This window comes from Microvirga sp. TS319 (genome assembly GCF_041276405.1).
GTDB lineage: Bacteria > Pseudomonadota > Alphaproteobacteria > Rhizobiales > Beijerinckiaceae > Microvirga.
In genome coordinates this window covers 973,419-995,687 of sequence record NZ_JBGGGT010000002.1, presented here as the reverse complement: position 1 = coordinate 995,687, position 22,269 = coordinate 973,419, and the positions used below count along the sequence as shown (strand labels likewise).

Sequence of the window (22,269 nt, the reverse complement as noted above, 5' to 3'; positions counted from 1 at the left end):
GATCCCGCAGGAGTAAGCGATGGTATCCGCCGTCATGAATGCCGCCGAGCCGAACGCCGTCCGACGCAAGGCGTGGCTGACGACCGTCAACGCCTGGCTGCTCCTGCTGCCCGCCATGGTTCTCCTGGCGGCCTTCACGCACTACCCGATCCTGGCGACGCTCTATCACAGCTTCTTCTCGCTGAGCCGCGGCGGCGAAGCCAGTTTCGTGGGGCTCGAGAATTACGCCTACATGCTGGAGGACGACGTCTTCCGGCAGGTGCTGCGCAACAACATCGTGTTCGCGCTCGCAACCGTTCCCACCAGCATCGCGCTCGCGCTGCTGATGGCCGTATGGGTCGACAAGAAGATGGCCGGTCGCTCCTTCCTGCGCCTCGCCTTCTTCACCCCGACCGTTCTGCCGATGATCGCGGTGGCGAATATCTGGCTGTTCTTCTACACGCCCGATTACGGCCTGCTCGACCAGTTCCTGAAGAGTCTCGGATTTTCCGGCCACAACTGGCTTGGCGATCCCTCGACCGTGATGAGCTGCCTCGCCGTCATGGTGGTGTGGAAGGAAGCGGGTTTCTTCATGATCTTCTATCTCGCGGCGCTGCAGACCATTCCGCCCGAATTGAAGGAGGCCGCGGACGTCGAGGGCGCGAGCCGGTGGTACTTCTTCCGCCGCGTGACGCTGCCGCTCCTGATGCCGACGACCCTGTTCATCTCGATCAACGCGCTCATCAATTCCTTCAAGCTCGTCGACCAGCTCGTCATCATGACCAAGGGTGGGCCCAACAACGCGAGCTCGCTCCTGCTCTACTACATCTACGAAGTCGCATTCACCTTCCAGGACACCGCCTTCGCCGCGACGCTGACGGTGACACTGATTGCGATTCTGGCAGGCGTCGCTCTCACCAAGTTCGTCTATCTCGACCGCAGGATTCACTATCAATGAGACAGAAAGGCCATTCGGTCGAAACCATCGCCGCCTGGGTGCTCGCGCTTCTGTGGCTGCTGCCGCTGGCCTACAGCCTGTGGAGCGCATTCCATCCGTCAGAGTATGCAACGCGCTTCGACATCACGGCACCGCTGACGCTCGACAACTTCGTGCGCGCCTGGAACCAGGCGCCCTTCGCGCGCTATTACCTGAACACGGTGATGCTGGTCTCGCTGGTGCTCGCGGGCCAGTTGGTCATCTCAACGCTCGCGGCCTATGCCTTCGCGCGCTTCCGCTTCTTCGGACGCGAGGTTCTGTTCGCCCTGGTGCTCGTGCAGCTCATGATCATGCCGGACGTGCTGATCGTCGAGAACTACCGCGTGATCAGCGCGCTCAACCTGCTGGACACGATTCCCGCCATCGCCCTGCCCTACATTGCCTCGGCCTTCGGCATCTTCCTGCTGCGCCAGACCTTCAAGGGCGTTCCGAACGAGCTCGTGGAGGCCGCGCGTGTCGAAGGCGCGTCCTCCTTCGGCGTGCTGTGGCGCGTCTTCGTGCCACTCGGCAAGACCACCTACATCGCCTTCGGGCTCGTGTCCGTGAGCTATCACTGGAACAACTTCCTGTGGCCGCTCATCGTCACCAACTCGGTCGAGAGCCGTCCGCTCACGGTGGGGCTCGCCGTCTTCGGGGCGCCGGAGACGGGCGTCGATTGGTCGGTGATCACGGCCGCCACCGTCATGACCATGGCACCGCTGCTCCTCGCCTTCCTCCTGTTCCAGCGGCAATTCGTTCAATCCTTCATGCGCGCAGGAATCCGCTGATGAAGCTCGTGACGTGGAACATCCAGTGGGGCCTCGGCTGCGACGACAGGGTCGATCTCGAGCGCATCGTCGCGACCGCGAAGGCGCTCAGCGACGCCGACGTATTCTGCTTCCAGGAGATCTCGCACGGGTTCGCGCCCCATGACGGCGGCGAGGACCAGCCCGCCGTCATGGCGGCGCTCCTGCCCGGCTACACGCCCGTGTTCCGGTCCGCCGTCGAGCGGCGGGACGGGAACGGGCGACCGCAGGTCTTTGGCAACATGATCCTCTCGCGCTTGCCCGTAATGGAGGTGACGAGCCACATCCTGCCCTGGCCCGCCACCGAATGCCGGAGTATGCAACGTCAGGCGCTCGAAGTCGTCGTGGCGACGGAGTTCGGCCCCTTCCGCATCACGACCTGCCATCTCGAATATCATGCGGACGAGCATCGTCGCGCTCAGGTGGAGCATATCCGCAAGGTCCACGAGGAGCATGAGAAGCGCGCCCGGCTCACGCATCGCGACGTCTCGGAGGGACCTTACCGCCCGCTTCCCGCGCCGGTCGGCGCGCTCGTCTGCGGCGACTTCAATCTCGGCCCTGACGATCCGCTCCACGCGGAAATGCGCAAGCCCTTCGCGTCAGGCGTTCCCTCCTTCGTCGATGCCTGGACGATCCGGTACGGCGACACGCCGCACGCGCCCACGACCGGCGTCGCCGACTTCAAGCAATGGCCGCAAGGCCCCCATTGCCGCGACTACATCTTCGTGACGGAGAATGTCGCCGACCGCGTCGTCGATCTGCGCGTCGACGGGGAGACGACGGCCTCCGACCATCAGCCGGTGGCGATCACGCTCCGCGCCTGACGTCATGAAAAAAGCCGGGCTGCGAAGCAGCCCGGCTCGAACGGTCGGATCTCCGTTCAGATCCCTGCGAGGCAGATATACTTGATTTCGAGGAAGCCCTCGATGCCGTATTTCGAGCCCTCACGACCCAGGCCCGACTGCTTGACGCCGCCGAACGGCGCCATCTCGTTGGCCAAAGCCGGCGTGTTCACGCCCACCATGCCGCTCTCCAGGGCCTCGGCCACGCGCCAGACCCGGGCCATGTCCTTGGCATAGAAATACGACGCCAGGCCGAATTCCGTGCTGTTGGCCATCGCGATCACGTCGGCCTCGTCCTTGAACGTGATGATCGGCGCCAAAGGCGCGAAGGTCTCCTCCTTGGTCACCTTCATCGCCTGCGTGATCCCGGTCATCACCGTCGGCTCGAAGAACGTGCCGCCCAGAGCCGAGCGCTTGCCGCCGACCAGCACCGTGCCGCCCTTGGCGAGCGCATCGGCGACATGGTCTTCCATCTTGGCCACCGCGCGATCGTCGATCAGCGGCCCCATGGTCACGCCGGCTTCCGTCCCCCGGCCGAGCTTGAGCCCTTGCGCCTTGGCCACGAGCTTTGCGGCAAAGGCCTCGGCCACGCTCTCCTGCACATAGATGCGGTTGGCGCACACGCAGGTCTGGCCGGCATTGCGGAACTTCGAGGCGGTGGCGCCGTCCACCGCCGCATCGAGATCGGCATCGTCGAACACGATGAAGGGCGCGTTGCCGCCCAGCTCGAGCGACAGCCGCTTGATGCTGTCGCCGGCCTCGCGCATCAGCCAGCGGCCGACCCCCGTGGAACCGGTAAACGTGATCTTGGCCACCTTCGGATTGTGACAGAACTCCTCGCCGATCGGCTTGGCGTCACTGGTGGTGATCACCGAGAACGCCCCCTTGGGCACCCCGGCCCGCTCGGCCAGAACGGCGAGCGCGAGCGCCGAGAGCGGCGTCTGGGCGGCGGGCTTGAGCACCATGGTGCAGCCGGCCGCGAGCGCCGGGCCGACCTTGCGGGTGATCATGCCGTTGGGGAAGTTCCAGGGCGTGATCGCCGCGCACACGCCCACCGGCTGCTTGAGCACCAGGATGCGCTGGGACGGGTTGGCGCCGGGAATGATGTCGCCGTCGATGCGCTTGGCCTCTTCCGCGAACCACTCGATATAGGCCGCGTTCGAGATCACCTCGCCCTTGGCCTCGGCGAGCGGCTTGCCCTGCTCGGCGGTGAGAATGAGGGCGAGATCGTCGGCGTTCGCGATGATGAGATCATACCAGGTCTTGAGGATCTGGCTGCGCTCCTTGGCGGTGCGCCGGGCCCAGTCCTTCTGCACCTCATGCGCCTTCTCGATGGCGCGCCGGGCGGCATCGACCCCGAGATCCGGCACATGGGCGATCAGCGCGCCGTCGAAGGGATCGGTGACCGGAATGGTCTTGGCCCCTTCGGCATCCACCCACTCGCCTGCCACATAGGCCTGAGAGACCAAAAGGGACGCGTCCGTCAGGGCAGGCGCGCGACGTTCCGGGGGATTGTGAGCTGTCATGGAGAACTCCAGCCTGGATGAGGAGAATGATGGAAGGGATATAAGGGCTCGGGCGCGCGATGAACACCACCTTGCACGCCGGTCTGGGTTGCCGGAGGGTAAGATGCGGGCCGCGCATCCGTGCTTCCGCTACGTCTTGCGACTTAAGGATGAAGTCCCCTCGCATTGCTAAGGCGCATCGCGCCGTTACCTTGTCTTGACCGGCTTCATGGGGGGTTTCACCATGCGGTCCGACACATGGCAGGACCAACCTGCCCTCCAGAGACAACAAAGGGAAGGAAGACGATGCGAGTTCTCAAGCCCATTCTGTTCGCCTTAAGCTGCACCGTGGCGGCGCAGGCTGCCTACGCCCAGCAGGCCTCCGATGGCGTGGTGAAGATCGGCATCCTCAACGATCAGTCCGGCGTCTATGCCGATTTCGGCGGCAAGTCCTCCGTCGAGGCCGCCCGCATGGCGGTGGAGGATTTCGGCGGCAAGGTGCTCGGCGTTCCGGTCGAGATCGTCAACGCGGACCATCAGAACAAGCCCGACGTGGCCTCCAGCATCGCGCGCCAGTGGTACGACACGGAGAAGGTCGACGCCATCATGGAGCTGACCACGTCGTCCGTCGCGCTCGCGGTCCAGGGCCTTTCGAAGGAAAAGAAGAAAATCACCATGACGACCGGTGCGGCGACGACCGACCTCACCGGCAAGCAATGCTCGCCCTACGGCTTCCACTGGGCCTACGATACCCACGCGCTGGCCGTGGGAACCGGCGGCGCGCTGGTGGAGAACGGCGGCAACAAGTGGTTCTTCCTCACGGCGGATTATGCCTTCGGCTATTCCCTCGAGGAGCAGACCTCCAAATTCGTGAAGTCCAAGGGCGGTCAGGTGGTCGGCTCCGTCCGCCATCCGCTGGCGGCGACGGATTATTCGTCCTTCCTCCTGCAGGCGCAGAGCTCCGGGGCCAACGTCATCGGCCTCGCCAATGCGGGCCTCGATACCGCGAACGCCATCAAGCAGGCGGCCGAGTTCGGCATCACCCAGAACGGCACCCGCCTGGCAGCGTTGCTCTTCACCCTCGCCGAAGTTCACGGCCTGGGCCTTCAGGCCGCGCAGGGCCTGACGCTCACGGAAGGCTGGTACTGGGATCAGAACGACGATAACCGCGCCTTCGCCAAGCGTTTCCAGGCCAAGACCGGCAAGATGCCCAACATGATCCATGTCGGCACCTATTCCACCGTGATGCAGTATCTGAAGGCCGTTCAGAAGGCCGGAACCGACGAGACAGAGGCCGTCGCCAAGGCACTGCATGAAATGCCGGTTCAGGACGCCTTCACCAAGAACGGCAAGGTGCTGCCCAACGGCCGCATGGTCTACGACATGTATCTCTTCCAGGTGAAGAAGCCGGACGAGAGCAAGAGCGAGTGGGACATGTACAAGCAGCTCGCCACGATCCCGGGCGACCAGGCCTACATGAAGGCCGCCGAAAGCGGCTGCCAGCTCACGCAGTAAGCTCGCGACCAACGAGGCGAGGACGGTCAGCTCCGTCCTCGCCCCTTTTATCTCTCTCATCGTTCGGGATCAGCGGCCGACAGATGGTCAGTACTCAACCGATTTTGAGCGCCACAGGCCTCACCATGGAGTTTCGCGGCTTCGTCGCCGTGAAGGACGTGACGTTGTCCGTCAACGAAGGAACGATCCATGCCTTGATCGGCCCGAACGGCGCCGGCAAGACCACGGTCTTCAATCTCCTCACCAAGTTTCTCACGCCGACGCGCGGGCAGATTGCCTTTCGCGGAACCGACATCACGCGCATGAAGCCCGCGGAGGTCGCGCGCCTCGGCCTCGTGCGCTCGTTCCAGATTTCGGCCGTGTTTCCGCATCTCACGGTGCTCGACAACGTGCGCGTGGCGCTTCAGCGCCCTAAAGGCCTCGCAACCCAGTTCTGGCTGTCCTCCGGCAGCCTCTCGGCGCTCGATGCGCGCGCGCTGGAGCTGATCGACGCGGTCAATCTCTCACCCTATGCGCACCTGACCGCGTCCGAACTGTCCTATGGCCGCAAGCGCGCTCTCGAGATCGCCACCACGCTTGCTCTCGACCCCGCCATGCTCCTGCTCGACGAGCCGATGGCCGGCATGGGCCATGAGGACATCGGAAGGATCGCCGACCTGATCCGGCGCGTCGCCAAGAACCGCACCGTGCTGATGGTGGAGCACAACCTGCACGTCGTCGCCGATCTGTGCGACCGCGTGACCGTTCTGGCGCGCGGAGAAATCCTGTCCGACGGCTCCTATGCGACCGTGAGCGCCGACCCGCGCGTGCGCGAGGCCTATATGGGGACCGAGCATGAGTAACGCACCTCTCCTCGAAATTCGCGGGCTGAATGCCTGGTATGGCGAAAGTCATGTGCTCCACGGCGTCGACCTGGATATCCGCGAGGGCGAAACCGTGACGCTGCTCGGACGCAACGGCGCGGGCAAGACGACGACGTTGCGGGCCATCATGGGCATTCTGCGCCGTCGCGAAGGCGTGATCCGCCTGCGCGGGAAGGATCTCCTCAGCCTTCCCCTCCACAAGGTGGCCCAGAGCGGCATCGGCTACGTGCCCGAGGAGCGTGGAATTTTCGCCAGCCTCAACGTGGCCGAGAACCTCATGCTGCCGCCGGGCGTTTCGGACGGCGGAATGAGCGTGGACGAAATCTACACGCTCTTTCCCAACCTCCACGAACGCCGCTCGAGCCAGGGCACGAAGCTCTCCGGCGGCGAGCAGCAGATGCTGGCGATCGCCCGCATCCTGCGCACCGGAGCGAAGATCATCCTGCTCGACGAGCCGACGGAAGGTCTTGCCCCTGTCATCGTCCAGCGCATCGGCGACGTTCTCGTCACCCTCAAGAAGCGCGGCATGACGATTCTGCTCGTCGAGCAGAATTTCCGCTTCGCGCGCAAGGTCGCGGACCGCTTCTACCTCATGGAGGATGGACGTATCGTCAATTCCTTCCCGGGCCATGAGCTCGATGCGCGCATGGACGAACTCCAGGAAGTGCTGGGAGTGTAAGCGATGAGCACGATCTTCGGCATTCCCACCCCCGCCCTCTACGGCCAGATCCTCATCGGGCTGATCAACGGCTCCTTCTACGCCATGCTCAGCCTCGGCCTCGCGGTGATCTTCGGCCTGCTGCGGGTGATCAATTTCACGCACGGCGCCCAATACATGCTCGGCGCCTTCGCGGCCTATCTGCTGCTGACCTATGCGGGCATAGGCTACTGGGTCGCGCTCATCCTGGCGCCTCTCATCGTCGGCGCCGGAGCGATGATCATCGAACGCTTCATGCTGCGGCGCCTCTACGGCCTCGATCCGCTCTACGGCCTGCTGCTGACCTTCGGCCTGGCGCTCATCCTCGAAGGCGCATTCCGCCATTGGTTCGGGGCGGCGGGCAAGCCCTATGCGCCCCCGACTCAGCTGACCGGCGCGCTCAATCTCGGTTTCATGTTCATGCCGGTCTATCGCGGCTGGGTGGTCGCGGCCTCCCTGTTCGTGTGCATCGGCACATGGCTTCTGATCGAGAAGACGCGGCTCGGCGCCTATCTCCGGGCCGCCACGGAGAACGCCACGCTCGTGCAGGCCTTCGGCGTGAACGTGCCGCTTCTTCTGACGCTCACCTACGGTCTGGGAGCGGCCCTCGCTGCCCTGGCCGGCGTGCTGGCGGCTCCCATCTATCAGGTCAGTCCGCTGATGGGCTCGAACCTGATCATCATCGTCTTCGCCGTGGTCGTCGTCGGCGGCATGGGCTCGATCCTCGGCGCGATCGTGACCGGCTATATGCTCGGGGTGCTGGAAGGCCTGACGAAGGTCTTCTATCCGGAGGCCTCGAGCATCGTTATCTTCGTGATCATGGCCATCGTTCTGCTCATCAGGCCGGCAGGCCTCTTCGGGCGGGAGGAGTAACATCATGGCTGTCGGAACCCAATATCTGACGGAGCAGCCCCGGCTGCGCACCACGTCGTTCGTGCTGGGCGCGATCGCGGTCGCCGCCCTGATCGTGGCCCCGTTCTTCTTCTATCCCGTCCTCCTGATGAGCATCCTGTGCTTCGCGCTGTTCGCCTGCGCGTTCAATCTGCTCATCGGCTATGTCGGCCTCCTGTCCTTCGGCCATGCCGCGTTCTTCGGAGGAGCGGCCTACTTCACCGCGCATGCGGTCAAGGTTTGGGGGTGGGAGCCGCTGTCGGGCATTCTTCTCGGCGCGGCCGGCGCCGCGGCCATGGGCCTCGTCATCGGCTTCGTCGCCATCCGGCGTCAGGGCATCTATTTCGCCATGATCACCCTGGCCCTCTCCCAGATGTTCGCCTTCATCTGCCTGCAGGTGCCCTTCACCCACGGCGAGGACGGCATTCAGGGTGTGCCCCGCGGGCATCTGCTCGGGCTGATCGATCTCAACCAGCCGCATGCGATGTACTACGTCACGCTCGCGATCTTCCTGTTCGGCGTCTTCGCCATCTGGCGCATCGTGAACTCGCCGTTCGGCAACATTCTGAAGGCCATTCGCGAGAACGAGAGACGCGCCGTCTCTCTCGGCTACAGGGTCGATCGCTACAAGCTCGGCGCCTTCGTCATGTCGGCCGCCCTCGCGGGTCTCGCGGGCGGCACAAAAGCGATCGTCTTCCAGTTCGCGACCCTGACGGATGTGCAGTGGCAGATGTCGGGCGAGGTCATCCTGATGACCCTTCTCGGCGGCATCGGCACCATGATCGGCCCCATCGTGGGGGCGGGACTGGTGATCGCCCTGCAGAACTATCTCGCCTCGTCGCAATTCCCCGTCACGGTTCTGATCGGCATCATCTTCGTCATCTGCGTCCTGCTGTTCCGCCGGGGCATCGTGGGCGAGATTCTGGAACTCATGAAGCGCAAGCCCAAAGGCACCGCCTGACATCAGGGCCTGTGGCGAACGATCGAGGCGTGTCATGTCCGACAGCACCACGTTCGACTACGTGATCATCGGCGGAGGCTCGGCAGGCTGCGTTCTGGCGAACCGTCTCTCGAAGGATCCGCACAACTCCGTTTGCCTGCTCGAGGCCGGCGGAAGGGACAACTGGATCTGGTTCCACATTCCCGTGGGCTATCTTTTCGCCATCGGGAATCCGCGATCCGACTGGATGTTCAAGACCGAGAGCGAGCCCGGCCTCAACGGGCGCGTTCTGAACTATCCACGCGGCAAGGTCCTGGGCGGCTGCTCGGCCATCAACGCCATGATCTACATGCGCGGCCAGCGCGAGGATTACGACAACTGGCGTCAGTTGGGCCTGACCGGCTGGGGCTGGGACGACGTGCGGCCGATCTTCCGCCGGCATCTGGACCATTATCTCGGCGCGGGCGAGCATCATGGCAGCGGCGGAGAATGGCGCGTCGAAGCGCCGCGCATGCGCTGGGATATTCTCGACACCTTCATCGAAGCGGCTGTCGAGGCCGGAATTCCCCGCACCTCCGATTTCAACACCGGCAGCAACGAGGGGATCTCCTATTTCCACGTCAACCAAAGGAACGGACGGCGCTGGTCGGCCGCGCGCGGCTTTCTGAAGCCCGCCCTGACACGTCCGAACCTCAAGCTCGAGATCAATGCGCATGCCACGCGCATCCTCTTCGACGGCAGGCGCGCCGTCGGCGTCGAAATCCTGCAGCAGGGACAACTCAGGCGCATTCATGCGCGCAAGGAGGTCGTGCTGTCGGCCGGTGCGGTGGCCTCCCCGCAAATCCTCCAGCTTTCCGGCATCGGCGACGGCGTTCTCCTGCGGCAGCATGGGATCGAGGTCCTCCAGCATCTGCCCGGGGTCGGCGAGAACCTGCAGGATCATCTCCAGCTGCGCCCTATCTACAAGGTTTCCGGCGTACGCACGCTCAACGAGGAATATCGCTCGCTCACGAAGAAGGGCCTCATGGCGCTCGAATACGCACTGTTCCGGCGCGGACCGCTGACGATGGCGCCGTCGCAGCTGGGAGCTTTCACGCGCTCCTCTCCCGAGTACGCCACACCCAACCTTCAGTTCCACATTCAGCCGCTGTCATTGGACAAGTTCGGGGACGAGCCGCACCCGTTCGCAGCCTTTACGGCGAGCGTCTGCAACCTGCGCCCCACGAGCCGGGGCAGCATCAGGATCAGGAGCGGCAGCGCGGCCGATGCGCCCTCCATCCGACCCAACTATCTGTCGGCGCCGGAGGACCAGCAGGTCGCCGTGGATTCCTTGCGTCTCGTCCGTCGCATCGTCTCGATGCCGGCGCTGCAGAGATACCGGCCGCAAGAATACAGACCCGGCGTCCAGCTGCAGACCGACGACGAGCTGCTCAGCGGCGCCCGTGACATCGGCACCACCATCTTTCATCCGGTCGGAACGGCCAAGATGGGAATCGAGAGCGACCCTATGGCCGTAACTGACGAACGCCTGAGGGTTCGCGGCATCGAGGGGCTGCGCGTCATCGATGCCTCGGTCATGCCGACGATCACCAGCGGCAACACAAACTCGCCGACCCTCATGATCGCCGAGAAAGGCGCCGCCATGATCCTGGAGGATCAGGCCCGGACGCCGGAAGGGATCAGGCAGTCGGCCTGAGGCGGCCGACTTGGCTACGGGGCCGACTTGGCTACTGGGCCGATACCTGCCCGTCGGCCGGCAGATGACTTGCAGCCCAGATGGCGGCCTGCGTCCTGTTCTTCGCATGGATCTTGCGCAGGATCGCCTTGACGTGCACCTTGACGGTCGCCTCGGTGATATCGAATTTCCGGGCGATGAGCTTGTTCGAGTCGCCATCCATGAGACAGCGCAGGATCACGGTCTCACGGACGGACAATCCCTTGCTTTGAAACTGCTCGTCAGAGGCTTTCTCGGCTCCCGGCGTCCGGCCGTCACCGTTGGGCCGCAGAACGTGCTCGTTCAGCAGGTCGAGAACGGCCGACGGGAATACGACCTCGCCGAGCATGACGAGATCCAGCGTCTTGACCAGAACTTCGCAGGACACGGACTTGATCAGATAGGCGTCCGCCCCTGCCTGGAACGCGGAGATGATCTGCTTCAGGTCGTACTGATCCACCAGCATCAGCACGCGCGCCGAGTCATATTGGCTCTTGATCTCCCGAACCTGACTGCAGGCCTCTTCGTGATCGCGCGAGCACCCCATGACCAGCAGGAACGGACCGGCATTCGCCTCCCATTCCGCAAGAATGCCGTCAAGGTTGGGAGACAGAGCGACGGGGTTATACGCCGTCTCCGTCAGAATTCGCCGCAACCCCTCGCGCAGAAGAGTATTTGATTCGACAAGGAGCGTCGGGATCGTCTGGGAGCTCATGTATCGATCCTGCGCATGTTCGGATGCGCGGGCCAATTCGAGGTATCGGGTCTGCCCCGCCTCTCTCGTGAGCGGTACGCCCGGAAGTGACGAGCCATCGAGATCGTAGGTTTTCCGCATAGGAGAGCCTTTTTCTGGGCTTCAAGTCGAAAGAAGAGGGATACGATACTTTTCTTTAGGTAAATTAGCTTATTTAGCCCTTTCCCACAATCACCTCGTATTCACTTCTCTTAAAAGTTTGTTAAAAATCGTACGTCGTTTACGTTATACAGTTTCAATTTTAGTACATTAACCGAATGCTCCGCTCTATGTCTTTGTGAGTATCTGACCAAAAGCCAGACTAAAGTCGAAGCGCCCCACATCAACTATGCTATTCAGAGATGACCCTTGATTAAGATCTTGCACGATAGTCGGGGGCTACATGCCTCAAAGCCGCTTATGGAAACGCTCTTCGGGCGGCCTAGAATGATATAACTAACCCATAGAGACGATCTGCCTGATTGATCATGAGATGTTATTTCAACCTGATTAGCGACGACGAAACCATGATCGACGATGAAGGCGTCGAAGTCAGGGATTTAGATCAAGCCTGGGCCCAGGCCCTCAAGGCCGTCATGGAGCTTCGCGCTGAAGCGGACGGGGAGCCGATCGAGTGGGACCGGTGGCGTCTGGAGGCGACCGACAGCGACGGCTGCGTGCTCTTCACGATCAAGCTCACGCACAATCTGCACTAGAGCATCGGACGTGAAAAGTGGATTCCACTTCTGGGATCCAATTCGATGTTCCAGTCCCTAAATGGCGCATCGTTTGCTGCGAAAAACCGAGGCCACTTTTTCGCACGACGCGCTAACGCATCATGCGGACCCGGCGAGTCCACACGCAACAATGCGCTCATCTAGGAAGGGGGCATCGGATCAGTCGCAAAGGCCGCCGCTCTGCACATTTCGCCCCCAATGCGTCCGGCAGGGACCCGGCTCTTCCCCGGCCGTCAGCAGATCTTCATGAAGGGCGGAACCTGCGACATTCCCCTGTCGCCGGCCTGAAGCTGCGGCCACGCCGGCTCCTGGCCGCCGGACAAATGATTGACGGCCCACATGGCAGCCTGCGTGCGGTTGGCCACCCGGATCTTTCTCAAGATCGCCTTGATATGAACCTTGACGGTCGCCTCGGCTACGTCGAGCTTGCGGGCGATCACCTTATTGGGCGCCCCCTCCATCAGGCATTGCAGGATTTCCGCTTCGCGGCTGGACAGGGTGCGAATGACCGAGTCCTTGGCCTCCGCAATGCGCTCTATCTGAGGAAGAGACGTCGCGATCGCCGCGCTCTCGGCCTCGGGTACGATCACCTGTCCCGACGGCATCATGGTGCTCAAGAAGGCGGAGGATGGAAAAACCACCTCACCCAGCATGACGAGATCAAGGTACTTGATCATTGCCTCGCATCCGGTCGTCGCAAGGCAATAGCCATCTGCTCCGGCCTGGAGCGTGAGCTTCATTTCATCGAGATCGAAGCCGTCTGCGAGAATGACGACACGTGCGTTGGCATGCTGTGCCTTCAGATCCCGGACGAGGTTGTTCATCCCATCCGGGTAAAGATTACTGTCAATAATGAAGAGAAAAGGAGCATGACCATAAACCTGCGGCACAGTCGTTCCGCGGCAACTCAGATCCTCAGGATGAACTTTGTAGCGCGTACTCGACAAGATGTGCCTAATCCCCTCACGGAGCATCGAGTTCTTGCACCCCAAAATCGTCGTGACTTGAAGGATATTTGTCATGCGAGCGAGCCTTTTCGCAGAGATTACCTCCGATTATACGAACGGCCGGTTCCCGGACTACAAGGCAAAGGAGGTATCTGTTACTGCTTAGGGAGTATAGGACTTAGGTCCAAAATGAATGCCGATTTTCATGATCATGAGATCATATGCACTCTTCTCGACGTTCCTCGTTTTTAAACCCATTGCAGCCATACGGCCTTCACAAGCATCCGCTGAAAGAGGCAATTTCGTATAAGCGACATCGATGATGCTTCCGATGCAATCCGTAAGCAAGATATGGATTTCTCCGCTCCGATAAACAGTTGTCCGCACGGCACGAGACGGCGCGATTCCACACGCGGCAAACCCCTCCATACGCACCTGTCCGGAGATTCACATGAGCGGAATATATGCGTTTCAGAGAATGCTGCCGATCCGGATGATCGTGCTGCTTCTCGGGCTTGCCACGAATGCCGCATGGGCCGAGACCTATTTCGTCGCGCCCTCGGGTGGCATGGCGGGCACCGGATCGAGATCCGATCCGCTGCACAGCATTCAAGCCGCGTTGGAGCGGGCAAAGCCGGGCGATATGATCGTGCTCGCCCCCGGCCGTTATTTTCAGGACATCCGAACCGTGAGGAACGGACAGCCCGGCCATCCGATCGTCATCACAGGAGGGCGCAGCGCCATCCTCTCAGGTGCGGGAGCCAACAGAATCGTCCAGATCAACCATGATTATATCGAGCTGCATGGCTTCACCATCGACGGCAGGCACAGTGCGACAGAAGGCAAAAACAGCTACCGGGACAAACTGATCTACGCCATTGGGAGCCAGCCTGGAGACGGCATCACGGGCCTTCGCATCGTTCACATGAACCTCAGGAATGCAGGCGGCGAATGCGTGCGGCTGCGGTACTACGCTCAGCGCAACGAGATCGCCAACTCAAGAATCGAGAACTGCGGCGTCCACGATTTCGTTTACAAAGAAGGCGGCAAGAACGGCGAAGGCGTCTATATCGGTACAGCTCCCGAGCAACTCGGGCAGAGGGGCGCGCCCGATGCATCCGTCGACCGTTCGGACGCGAACTGGATTCATCACAATACCTTCAACACGCGTGGAAACGAATGCGTCGACATCAAGGAAGGCTCATCCGGCAACATCGTCGAGCATAATCGCTGTACGGGACAACGGGACAGGAAGTCAGCAGGGCTCGATTCCCGGGGCAGCGGCAATACTTTCCGCTACAACGACGTCTACGGCAATCGCGGTGCCGGCATTCGCTTCGGCGGGGACAAATCCGGAGACGGCATCGGCAACAACGCCTATTCCAATACTCTGCGCGACAATGAGGTCGGCGGCTTGAAAATACAGACAGGACCTCAAGGAAAAATCTGCGGCAATTCGGTCGCGGGGAAGAGCACTGGTATCAAGGGCGAACGGGGTGAAGCAATCGACCCTCGCCGTCCCTGCTAGAGTATCGGAGGTGAGGTCGATGGCGCACCCGATGCTCTCAGCAAGCCATTTCCTCTGATACGTTCCACGGCTCATGAGCGCGATCACCGAGGCATCGTACTTCTCCCGGCTGCGGTTGGGGCCGACTGTCCGGGAGCCGCATTCGGAGCGGGCTGATCGACCATCGCGCTCAGGGCCACGGCAGCCAACGGAAATCCGCTTTCCTGAGCGCTGCTCATCAGCTCGATTGCCTTGTCGAGGTCCATGTCGACGCCGGTGCCGGACCTGTACAGGAGGCTGAGCCGGTATTTCGCTTCGGGGATGCCTGCATCGGCCGCCTGCTGGAGAAGGCTCGCGGCACGCCCAGGTGAAGCCTCCACGCCGATACCGTCGGCATAGGCCAGCGCCAAGCCGAGCAAAGCCTCGTGATTTCCGGCCTCCACGGCCTTTTCCAAACCCGCGATGATGCCGGGCACGAGATCGTCCTGCGGGCGCAAGGCGATGAGCCGGGAGAGCCCCTGCCCCGCGGTGGCGTTTTCCTTGTCCAGGGCCGCCAGACTGTACCACTGCACGGCCTGGCGCTGATCCTCCAGCTTGTCGCTGCCGGAGAGAATGTTTGCGAGATGCGTCGCGGCGGCGCTGTCGCCGCGTTCGGCCGCAACCCTGATCAGATGTCCTGCCGCTTCCCGGTTCCGAATCCCTTTCGTGCCGCGATCGAGATCGAGCGCGACCTGGTAGGCGACATCCGGACCGACCTGCGCGGCTCTCTCGAAGAAGCGCAAAGCCGCCGGCATGTCTGCGCTCCCTTCGGATCCGGTCGCCAATGCCCAGCCGATATCGACGAGCGTCATCCGGGCGCGGCCGGGATTGACCTCCTTGAGCCATTTCAAGGCTGCCGCGTCATCGCGCGCGACTCCTCGGCCGGTCCCGTAGGCATAGGCGACGTTCGCCATCGCACGGCGGTTTCCGAGCCGTGCGGCCCAGAGATACCATTCAGCCGCCCTCTTCGTGTCCGTCTGAACGCCATCGCCTCGATCGTACATTCCCGCAATCGCCAGAACGGAGCTGGATGCTCCCTGCATCGCTTCATGTCTCAGTCTGCTCTCGATGCGGGCGGAACCATTCTCCATGATGGGAAGATCATGACGCGCCATGACCTTGCCGAGCATTCGCGTTGCAACGCGATCGCCTCGGAAAGACGCAACTTTCAGAGCTTCAAGCCCGGTCGTGAAAGCCGATGTTTCGGCATCCGCCGTCAATGCGGACTGCCCGAGCTTGAGAAGACGTGCCGTCGGCATCGCCTTCAACTTCGCCGGGGTGAGGCTGGTCTGAGCCGAGGCGGATGCAGCAGGTGTGTTCTCCTGTCTCTCTGGCGCAGCAAGAGCAGTGTTCGCCAGCAGGCAGCTCAGGAGCACAATGTGGCTCGCTCTGATCATGGGCCTCTTCCTCACTCGTCCTCGGCGATCCATTCCGTGCTTCATTCCCGTCGCTCCCCGACGATCATTTGCGCGCCGTCGCTTCGGCGGTCGCGAGCCATTTCTGCGCGGCGTCCGCATCTAAGTCGGTTCCAAACCCGAGCGTCATCGCGAGGCTGACGCCATACATGGCCTCCATGTCGCCCGCCTTGGCCGCGCGCAGGAGCCAGTCGGTACTGGCATTCGCCGATAACTCCACGCCATATCCTGATGCATAGGCGCGCGAGAGCTCCTTCATGGCGACAATATCGCCCGCCTCGGCTGCCTTGCGCAGCCACACGGCCCCCTGGATGGGATCCGCCACTGTGCCGAAGCCGAACTGAAGACTGCGTCCGTATTCGCGCATGGCGGGACCGAAGCTCTTGTCGGCGGCCTCCTTGAGAGCCTCAACGGCAAGTCCGGCATCTTTTTCCGACGTTGTGGCTAGGCGCGCCAGGTCGGCGGCCGCGCCTTCGTCCTGTGCCCGCAAGGCTTTGATGAGCCATGCGACAGCGAGCTCGTTTTTGCCCTCTCCCAAAGCTCCGGAGGCATAATTGCGGCCGAGGAATCGCATGGCCTCGACCTTCCCCGCTTCGGCGGAACGCTCGATATACGTCACCGCTTCCTGCGGGTCCGTGGAGCCTCCGACGCCATCGAACATGGCGCGGCCGATCTGGAAGAGCGTCGCCGGATCCGGCTGATGGAGCCTCGTGTCGGCAACTGCGCGCTGAAGCCACAGGCGCGCCCGTTCGGCTGCCTGCGGGCTGTTCGTGCGATAGTGGATCCGGGCCAGATCCACCATATCCCTGGCGGAACAGACCGGGAGCGCCTCGGCCCGTTCGACCCATGCCGATAGATCGGCCGGATCCTTCGCAAGAGCCGCAAGAGCGATCGCCGAGCGAGCATTCCCGGCCTCGGCCGCAGTTCTTCTCCAATCGGCCGCCGTTTTTCCGGTAACGCGGAGCTGGTCGTCGGGCTGGTCCGCCAGTTCCACCATCGCAGCAACGACACCGGATGCGGCCGCATTCTGGAGCAGCGTCACGCCCCGCATATGCTCGGGACTGCCAGGCTGGCTGGCGGCCGTCAGAAACCGTCCGAGCTCGAACACGGCGCTCGCATCGCCTCCTCTTGCGACCTCCTCCAGGAGATTGCGCCCGAGTGCCCGGTCAGCCTCGGGCCTCCCGACAGTCAGGAGTTTACGAGCCAGAAGAAACTGGGACCGGGACAGATCCTCGCCCGGAGCAAGCGCGGCTTTCTGCCATTCGGCGGCCAGACGGTCATCCTGCTCGGCACCTTGTCCGGTCCGGTAGGCGAGAGCGAGGTACACCATGCTCTCGCGATCTCCCTTCTCCGCGGAACGCTTGAGCGCCTCCGCATTCCGGCGCGTGGCCTCCGGATCGGCATCCGGTTGCGTGGCGAGCGTCGCGATGCTGCGGGCGTGCCCCGCCGCCGCGGCGCGCATCAGCCAGGAACGTGACTGCTCCATGTCCGGAGCCACGACGGCACTGCATTCGTAGAGATCCGCAAGCAAGCCCATGGCCTCGGGGTTCCCACGTCTGGCCGCCTCGTTGAGGAGCCCGAGAACATCCGTCCCAAAGGCATCCTGCGGCCGAACGAGCAGGATTTTGGCAAGTTCCGTCAGGCCCGAGGGGTCTCCGCTCTCGGCTGCCTGCCGGTAAAGGGCGAGTGCGCTCTTGATGTCCGGCTGACCGTGGATGCCGGCCGCGTAGAGACGGGCGAGCGAAACGATGACGCTGGACGTATGCCCCGGCAGAGCAACGGCCCGAGACAGGGCGTCCGCAGCCTTCGGCAGATCCGGAGGCAATCCGAATTCTCCGCGATAGTGACGGGAAAGGAGCTTGTAGGCGTCCACATCGGCGTAAGTCCCGGCCTTCTCCAGCCAAGCCACACCTTTGGCGACATCCCTGGGCGTTCCGTCTCCGCGCAGATAATATTCGCCGAGCGACGTCATGGCCTGAGCCGATCCCGCCTCGGCGGCCTTGGTGAGATGCCTGAGAACCACGCCCGGGGCGACCGTGACCCGCCCTTGCATGTAGATCCCGGCCAAGGACAGGTCGCCCCGATAATCCCCCTGTCGTGCGGCCGCCTCGAACCACTTCACCGCTTCCGGCAGCCCTCCTGGCACGAGCGCGTCATCGGACAAGATCGAGCCGATCTCAAAGAGGGAGCTGCACTTCCCTCGCCCCAGATCGCCGTACAGGATGAGCAGTCCAAGCTTGACGAGATCCTCGGTCGCGGCCTGCGGCACGGCTCCGAGACGGCCGCTTTCCTGGAGACGCGCGAGCCCGATTACGCCATCGACATTGCCGGCCGCGGAGGCCGTTCGCAAAAGACGCTCGGCCTCCTTCACGTCCGCCCCTTTGATCCGTCCCTGCTCGTGGAGCCGGGCGAGCTGAACCGCGGCGTCCATATGCAACATGGAGGCCGCAGCCGAAAACAGCGACGCGGACCGCTCGGCATCGATGGGACCCGCTGCGGGATCGAGCATCAGTTGGCCCAGGCGATAAAGCGCACGCCCCTTCCCCGGCCACGTGCGGGCAGACAGTTCTTCCAGCAGCTTGCGGGCCGTCACCGGATCGCGAGCGACCTGCGGTGCACCATCAGCGTAAAGCAAGGCCGCGTTGTACATCTCGTCGAGATTGCGGACAGGCTGCTTCTTGTCCCACTTCTTCCAGGCGCGTGTCAGCGTAACCTTCGGGGGAGCGACGCAGAGTTTGCTGAAATCGGCGGTCGGCGCCAGTGAACGCGAGGCGCCCGTTTGCGCCAGGAGGGAGCCCGGCGCGCCGATCGGCCCTGCAAGAGAGATCGCGATCACGGCTCCGATCGGGGCTTTCGACCGGGTCTTTACCGGATCATGAGCGCGGGTCGGCTGTTTCATGATGGCATCTCCCATGAATCCGGAACCGACGCTTGGCTGTCGACGCCTATTCGTCGTCCCCATCGCCGTCCCCAGGCTCGGGCAGTTTCTTCTTGCGAATGGCCTTGATGGCCTGCCAGTGACCGGCCTGCGCCGCTTTGGCGAGCCATTCGTTCCCGTCGATCCTGTTCTGATCGGGAGAAGTTGGGCGATAGCGCAGTGCGAGATGGTACATGGCGGCGGCGTGACCGCTCCGTGCCGCCTGAACGAGCCAGCGCTCGGCCTCCTGCGGCTTCGCATCCTTGGCGACTGCCATCACGCGATAAAGCTCATAGAGCGCATCAGGCGATCCCATGCGCACCGCCCGTTCGAGCCAGGATTGCGCCAGAACGGGATCGGCCTGGGTGCCGAAGCCGTTTCTGATCGCACGCGACACCTCGATCATGGCCTCGGGCGATCCCGCCTCCGCGGCCCGCAGATAGGATGCGAACGCCCCCTCCGGGTCGATCGCGGCTCCCATGCCCGACGCCTTGGCCTCTCCGAGTTTCAGCCGCGCCACCATCAGGCTGCTCTCGCCTGCTTCGGACAGGAGGCGCTCCGCCTTCGCTCCGTTGTGAGGGACCCCGCCTCCGTAAAGATAGGCCATCCCCAGATGCGCCTTCCCTTCGGGATCTCCATTCTGCGCGGCCTGTGCATAGAATTGAATCGCGAGCGCCCGGTCGCGGGGCACCCCCTCGCCGCTCACGTAGGCATCGCCCAAGGCGAGCAGCACCTTCGGGTCGCCCGGCTCGTCGTTGTGAATCTCGCGGTAGAGCGCAACGGCGCGAGCGGGGTTCTTCTCGATGCCGTTCCCGTCGCGATACGCTTTGGCGAGCACGAAACGTGCTCCTTCGTCGCCAAGCTGAATGGCCCGCCGAAGCAGCACCTCCGCGCGATCGGGATCGGGGCCGATGCTGGTCCCGTCCAGCAGCGCCTGCGCGAGAGCCGTCATCGCATCGGTGTTGTTCTTTCGAGCGATCGCCTCCAGGGTCGCGGTTCCCTTCCGGCGCTGGGCTGGTTCCTTCAGCTGCAGAACGGCGACCCGCACCATCAGCCCATCTGTGCCGAGCGCGGCTTTCTCCGCCGCCACAAGCCAGTGCCGGGCAAGAGCTGCCTGATCGGCAGGCCCAGACAGGAAGAGCTCTGCCAACTGAATGGCTGCTTCGGGATCTCCATTGTCGGCCGCCCGCTTCAGGACTGAGTCCGCAAGCGGCTTCTCTCCTCGCGCAAGATAGAGCTTCGCGAGAGCGATCGATGCTCGCGCATCGCCGGCCCGAACCGCTTTCTCCAGGACGTCCCGTGCCAGGTTGAAATGTCCCGGCCCGCCGGCACGGGAATAAAGAGCGCTCAATGCCACCATGGCTGGGCCGCTTCCGGCAGCCGCCGCACGGCTGAACCATGTGGCTGCCAGCGCATAATCCTGCGGGACCCCCTGCCCCTCGTCGAACATGCGCCCGAGGCGGATCATGGCGGTTGAAATGTTCGCATCGGCTGCCCTGCGATACCATTCGATCGCACGCGAGACATCCCTGTCATCAGGCCTGCGAAGGTACAGATCCCCGAGGCGCACGAAGGCCACCGTCGAACCACCCTCCGCGGCCTTTTCATACCAGCGCCGCGCATCCAATGGCGCCGGATCGACACCTTTGCCGTTCAAGAGAACATCGCCAAGGGTGAGTGCGGCCTTCACATCGCCGCGCTCCGCCGCATTCTGAAGACGTGCGGCCGCGATCCTCCTCATCGGCTCCGTCGCCGCATCCGGAAAACCGAAGACCGTGCGTCCATACTCGTACGCAGCCGTGACGTTATCCTGCCCGGCGGCTTTATCGAAGAACGTGAGCGCGAGCGGAACGTTTCTCTCGACGAGATCTCCCGCGCGCAGATAGCGCCCCAGCGCGACGAGAACCCCCGGCTCATGCCCGGCATCCTTCAGAGCCTCGGCGAGATAGAGCTTCGCCTCCTCGCGCCTATCCCTGCCCTGCTGGCTTCGGATCTCGATGCCCGCGATCAGGGCGCGCGGCACGCGACTCTCGAGAGCCCTCCTGAGCCAGATCTCGGCCTCCGCGGCAGGAACGCCGAGAGAGCCGCCGTCGTAAGGATCTTGCGCAAGGACGAGCGCGGCTTCCACCGACCCGCCCACGGCCGCCTTCTCGAAATCGGAGCGCGCCTCCTCGGGCCGGTACAGCGAAGATCTCATATCCTGCCTGATCCGGCCAAGTTGCAGTAACGCCTCCGCATCTCCGAGATCGGATGCGCGCCTGTACCATTCGAGGGCCGCGTTCAACCGATCAGGCACCTTGTCGCTCGTCGAGCGGTAATGATCCGCGAGGATCCTCGCGGCGTCGGCGGCCCCCTGGTGCGCCTCCTGGAACAGAAGCCGCAACCCTTGCGTGGCATAGACATCAGCCTTCGTCGCATTGCTCTCGAGCCGCGCGAGGGCAAGGCCTGACAGGCCATGCCCCAGGCGCAGAGCCACCTGATAGAGCCCTTTGGCCCCGGCCGTATCGCGCGGTACGCCGTTGCCCGCCTCCATCAGGCCGGCGAGCAGATAGGCCGCATCCCGACTCTGCATGGCGGCGGCACGGCGCAGGAGTTCGGCCGCGCGCCCGCGCGCCCCCTGTCCGGCGTCTTTGGTCAACAGGAGTTTAGCGCGCCGAACCGCGGCTTCGGGCCAACGCGGCCCCAGGGAGGCCAGTGCACGATCGAGGAGCCGCGCGGCCTCATCGGGCTGCGGTCTGCCCAGCGGGTTGGTCTCACTGATCGGCACGCCGTCCTGAAGGAGCTGCGCCTGTTCGATCAAGGCATCCTGATCCTGCCGCTGACGCAGCTGTTCGATCCGCTGCGTGAGGGCCTGGAAGCGGCCGCGGATCTCCTGATCCGGCGATCGTTGCGAGAATGCCGGCGTGAGCACCAGAAGAACGTGAGCCGCCATAATGGCGGCAAGACTGAAATTTTTCACCATCAACGTCCCCTATGCACGTCGCATGGGCGTCGGCGAACTCCCCTCTCGAAGGCCTGTTGCTCTTCAGCCTCCGCTCGGCAGGCCGGTCCAATCACGGGCAACGATTGACTCCGCCCCTGCCATGTCATGGCGGCCGTGGCCTCGCTTGGTGGGGAAGCCCCGATCGGACTTGCGGGAGGCCGCTTCTCCGCCCGGGATGTCATCCCTTGAGACATAGGCCATGGCAATCTTGGGTCCCGCAACCACGCCCAGGAGAACGATGGCAAGACTGCGTTTCATGCCTC

18 protein-coding genes are annotated in these 22,269 nt (G+C 63.3%); 11 read left to right on the top strand and 7 right to left on the bottom strand.

Annotation, left to right across the window (positions count from 1 at the left end):
- Nucleotides 1–19 precede the first annotated feature (19 nt).
- From AB8841_RS14080 to AB8841_RS14070, 3 genes are read left to right on the top strand one after another with little or no spacing between them, the layout of a single operon-like run.
- Nucleotides 20–937, top strand: a complete 918-nt coding sequence (locus AB8841_RS14080; RefSeq protein WP_370436458.1) for a carbohydrate ABC transporter permease — start codon at nt 20–22, stop codon at nt 935–937.
- Complete coding sequence (locus AB8841_RS14075) at nt 934–1,743, top strand: carbohydrate ABC transporter permease (RefSeq protein WP_370436457.1); 810 nt, start codon at nt 934–936, stop codon at nt 1,741–1,743. Before AB8841_RS14080 ends, AB8841_RS14075 begins: the two co-directional genes overlap by 4 nt.
- Nucleotides 1,743–2,585 (top strand): endonuclease/exonuclease/phosphatase family protein, encoded by an 843-nt coding sequence (locus tag AB8841_RS14070; protein WP_370436456.1) that lies wholly within the window; start codon nt 1,743–1,745, stop codon nt 2,583–2,585. The genes AB8841_RS14075 and AB8841_RS14070 overlap by 1 nt, the downstream gene beginning before the upstream one ends.
- Nucleotides 2,586–2,641: 56 nt before the next feature.
- Here the strand turns inward: AB8841_RS14070 and AB8841_RS14065 are convergent, their stop codons facing one another.
- Nucleotides 2,642–4,129, bottom strand: coding sequence for an NAD-dependent succinate-semialdehyde dehydrogenase (locus AB8841_RS14065; RefSeq protein ID WP_370436455.1), 1,488 nt, complete (start codon nt 4,127–4,129; stop codon nt 2,642–2,644).
- A 285-nt stretch (nt 4,130–4,414) separates the two neighbouring features.
- On the opposite strand from AB8841_RS14065, the gene AB8841_RS14060 reads away from it, so the two are divergent.
- The 6 genes from AB8841_RS14060 (at nt 4,415) to AB8841_RS14035 (ending at nt 10,710) form a co-directional block, all read left to right on the top strand.
- Nucleotides 4,415–5,623 (top strand): ABC transporter substrate-binding protein, encoded by a 1,209-nt coding sequence (locus tag AB8841_RS14060; RefSeq protein ID WP_370436454.1) that lies wholly within the window; start codon nt 4,415–4,417, stop codon nt 5,621–5,623.
- 83 nt (nt 5,624–5,706) lie between these two features.
- A complete protein-coding gene (locus tag AB8841_RS14055; RefSeq protein ID WP_370436453.1) occupies nt 5,707–6,465 on the top strand; it encodes an ABC transporter ATP-binding protein in 759 nt (252 codons plus the stop codon).
- Entirely contained in the window at nt 6,458–7,165 is a 708-nt protein-coding gene (locus AB8841_RS14050; protein WP_370436452.1) for an ABC transporter ATP-binding protein, read from the top strand. Before AB8841_RS14055 ends, AB8841_RS14050 begins: the two co-directional genes overlap by 8 nt.
- A gap of 3 nt (nt 7,166–7,168) precedes the next feature.
- Nucleotides 7,169–8,056, top strand: a complete 888-nt coding sequence (locus tag AB8841_RS14045; protein ID WP_370436451.1) for a branched-chain amino acid ABC transporter permease — start codon at nt 7,169–7,171, stop codon at nt 8,054–8,056.
- Between the two features lie 4 nt (nt 8,057–8,060).
- A complete protein-coding gene (locus AB8841_RS14040; RefSeq protein WP_370436450.1) occupies nt 8,061–9,035 on the top strand; it encodes a branched-chain amino acid ABC transporter permease in 975 nt (324 codons plus the stop codon).
- A 34-nt stretch (nt 9,036–9,069) separates the two neighbouring features.
- Nucleotides 9,070–10,710, top strand: a complete 1,641-nt coding sequence (locus tag AB8841_RS14035; RefSeq protein ID WP_370436449.1) for a GMC family oxidoreductase — start codon at nt 9,070–9,072, stop codon at nt 10,708–10,710.
- 31 nt (nt 10,711–10,741) lie between these two features.
- On the opposite strand, the gene AB8841_RS14030 is transcribed toward AB8841_RS14035, so the two are convergent.
- Nucleotides 10,742–11,443 carry a LuxR C-terminal-related transcriptional regulator gene (locus tag AB8841_RS14030; protein WP_370436448.1) on the bottom strand — a complete coding sequence of 234 codons (702 nt, stop codon included), beginning with the start codon at nt 11,441–11,443 and terminating at the stop codon, nt 10,742–10,744.
- 545 nt (nt 11,444–11,988) lie between these two features.
- Between AB8841_RS14030 and AB8841_RS14025 the strand changes: the two genes are divergently transcribed.
- Nucleotides 11,989–12,177 carry a hypothetical protein gene (locus tag AB8841_RS14025; RefSeq protein ID WP_370436447.1) on the top strand — a complete coding sequence of 63 codons (189 nt, stop codon included), beginning with the start codon at nt 11,989–11,991 and terminating at the stop codon, nt 12,175–12,177.
- A 254-nt stretch (nt 12,178–12,431) separates the two neighbouring features.
- Here AB8841_RS14025 and AB8841_RS14020 read toward each other — a convergent pair whose 3' ends face one another.
- Entirely contained in the window at nt 12,432–13,022 is a 591-nt protein-coding gene (locus AB8841_RS14020) for a LuxR C-terminal-related transcriptional regulator (protein WP_370436446.1), read from the bottom strand.
- 574 nt (nt 13,023–13,596) lie between these two features.
- Here AB8841_RS14020 and AB8841_RS14015 point away from each other — a divergent pair.
- The gene (locus tag AB8841_RS14015; protein WP_370436445.1) at nt 13,597–14,673 is read left to right on the top strand and encodes a hypothetical protein; all 1,077 of its coding nucleotides are present in this window, start codon (nt 13,597–13,599) and stop codon (nt 14,671–14,673) included.
- An 83-nt stretch (nt 14,674–14,756) separates the two neighbouring features.
- On the opposite strand, the gene AB8841_RS14010 is transcribed toward AB8841_RS14015, so the two are convergent.
- From AB8841_RS14010 to AB8841_RS13995, 4 genes are all read right to left on the bottom strand, one after another.
- A complete protein-coding gene (locus AB8841_RS14010; RefSeq protein WP_370436444.1) occupies nt 14,757–16,088 on the bottom strand; it encodes a tetratricopeptide repeat protein in 1,332 nt (443 codons plus the stop codon).
- 64 nt (nt 16,089–16,152) lie between these two features.
- Nucleotides 16,153–19,005 (bottom strand): tetratricopeptide repeat protein, encoded by a 2,853-nt coding sequence (locus tag AB8841_RS14005; protein WP_370436443.1) that lies wholly within the window; start codon nt 19,003–19,005, stop codon nt 16,153–16,155.
- Nucleotides 19,006–19,051: 46 nt separating this feature from the next.
- Nucleotides 19,052–21,985: a tetratricopeptide repeat protein gene (locus AB8841_RS14000; RefSeq protein ID WP_370436442.1), complete on the bottom strand. Its 2,934-nt coding sequence runs from the start codon at nt 21,983–21,985 to the stop codon at nt 19,052–19,054.
- Between the two features lie 63 nt (nt 21,986–22,048).
- The gene (locus tag AB8841_RS13995) at nt 22,049–22,264 is read right to left on the bottom strand and encodes a hypothetical protein (protein ID WP_370436441.1); all 216 of its coding nucleotides are present in this window, start codon (nt 22,262–22,264) and stop codon (nt 22,049–22,051) included.
- Nucleotides 22,265–22,269: the final 5 nt, after the last annotated feature.